Origin of the sequence: Microbacterium sp. ISL-103, assembly GCF_018613995.1 — a bacterium.
Taxonomy (GTDB): domain Bacteria; phylum Actinomycetota; class Actinomycetes; order Actinomycetales; family Microbacteriaceae; genus Microbacterium.
Genome location: NZ_JAGGPD010000652.1, coordinates 1 through 1,307, shown reverse-complemented (window position 1 = coordinate 1,307; position 1,307 = coordinate 1). Strand labels below are relative to the sequence as shown.

At 66.2% G+C, this 1,307-nt stretch carries 1 protein-coding gene; it reads left to right on the top strand.

What is annotated here, in order from left to right; all coding sequences use genetic code 11:
* The first annotated feature begins 275 nt into the window (after positions 1-275).
* Positions 276-1,079: a DeoR/GlpR family DNA-binding transcription regulator gene (locus J7E68_RS19155; protein WP_215175127.1), complete on the top strand. Its 804-nt coding sequence runs from the start codon at positions 276-278 to the stop codon at positions 1,077-1,079.
* The last annotated feature ends 228 nt before the right edge of the window (positions 1,080-1,307 follow it).

Here is a 1,307-nt window from a genome sequence, read left to right as displayed (position 1 = left end):
CGTCGCCCACTCCCCACTGTGATCATCACTTCTCCTCTTCGAGATCGTGCCGCATACGCGCTTCGATGCTTGTTCGTGCGGTTTTGAGCAATGTTATGCCGTAGTTTGCGGGAACGTCAAGAGCATCTTTGCGTTCTTGCCAAGTTGTAACTACAGATTTCGTCATCGTAGCCCTGTTTTCCCGCAGAGGACGGAATGGGTCGACCACCCGACGGGATGCCGCTTTCTGCCGATGTCTGCGGGATTCTGTGCGGACCTGTGCTAGAGATGTGTGCATGGAAGCAACCCCACCGTCCCCCAAGCGCCGGCTCCCCGCGGGCCGGAAGGCCGATCTCGCCGCCTACGTCGAACAGGTCGGCGAGGTGACGGTGGGCGGGCTCGCCGAGCACTTCCACGTCTCGATCGACACGATCCGCCGCGACCTCGACCAGCTCGACCGCGAAGGCGTCGTCATCCGCACCCACGGAGGCGCGGTAAGCGCGGAGGGGCAGTTCAAGGATCGTGCGCTCGATGTGCGCCTGCGACTGCAGACCGAGGAGAAGGAGAAGATCGCCCGCCTCGCGGCCGGGATGATCGACGACGGCGCGGTGGTGATGCTCAACGCCGGCACGACGACGCTCGCCCTCGCGCGGGCGCTGCGCAATCACCGCGATCTGACGATCGCGACGAACAACCTGCGCATCCCCGCCGAGATCGCGCCCTCCGCATTCCGTGACCTGTATGTCTTCGGCGGCGCGGTCAGGGCCATCACCCAGGCCACCACGGGCCCCGTCGCCTTCATGATGACCCCGGGCGGCCCCGAGGTCGACATCCGCTGCGATCTCGCGCTGATCGCCGTGGGCGCCATCGATGAAGCGGGGTTCTCGACGTCGAACATGGGTGACGCGAACATGATGGCCGAGATGATCCAGCGCGCCGACCGCACCGCCATCCTCGCGGACTCGTCGAAGTTCGGCAGGCGGCTCTTCGCACAGGTCACGACGCTCGATCGAGCCGACTATCTCGTCACGGATGCTCCGCCCTCGTCGACATTCGCCTCGGCTCTCGCGCAGGCGGAGGTCGAGGTCGTCACGCCCTGAATCCGCGCCGTCGCACGACGACGAAGGCCGCCGGGATCACTTCCCGGCGGCCTTCGTGTGCATCAGGCGGTCAGACCGCCTGTCGGTGTCAGAACCAGCCGGAGATGAGATCCCACAGCCAGTCGATGATGGTGCCGATGATGCCGCCGGCGCGGGTGACGGTGACCGTGGCGGTCGCCTGGGCGCCGTCGGCCTGCGCGACCGCGACCGTGTACTTGCCCGGCTGCG

Bases quoted from the DNA above. Each gene is read 5' to 3' on its own strand.
- J7E68_RS19155 (WP_215175127.1), top strand. From the start codon at position 276: ATGGAAGCAACCCCACCGTCCCCCAAGCGCCGGCTCCCCGCGGGCCGG.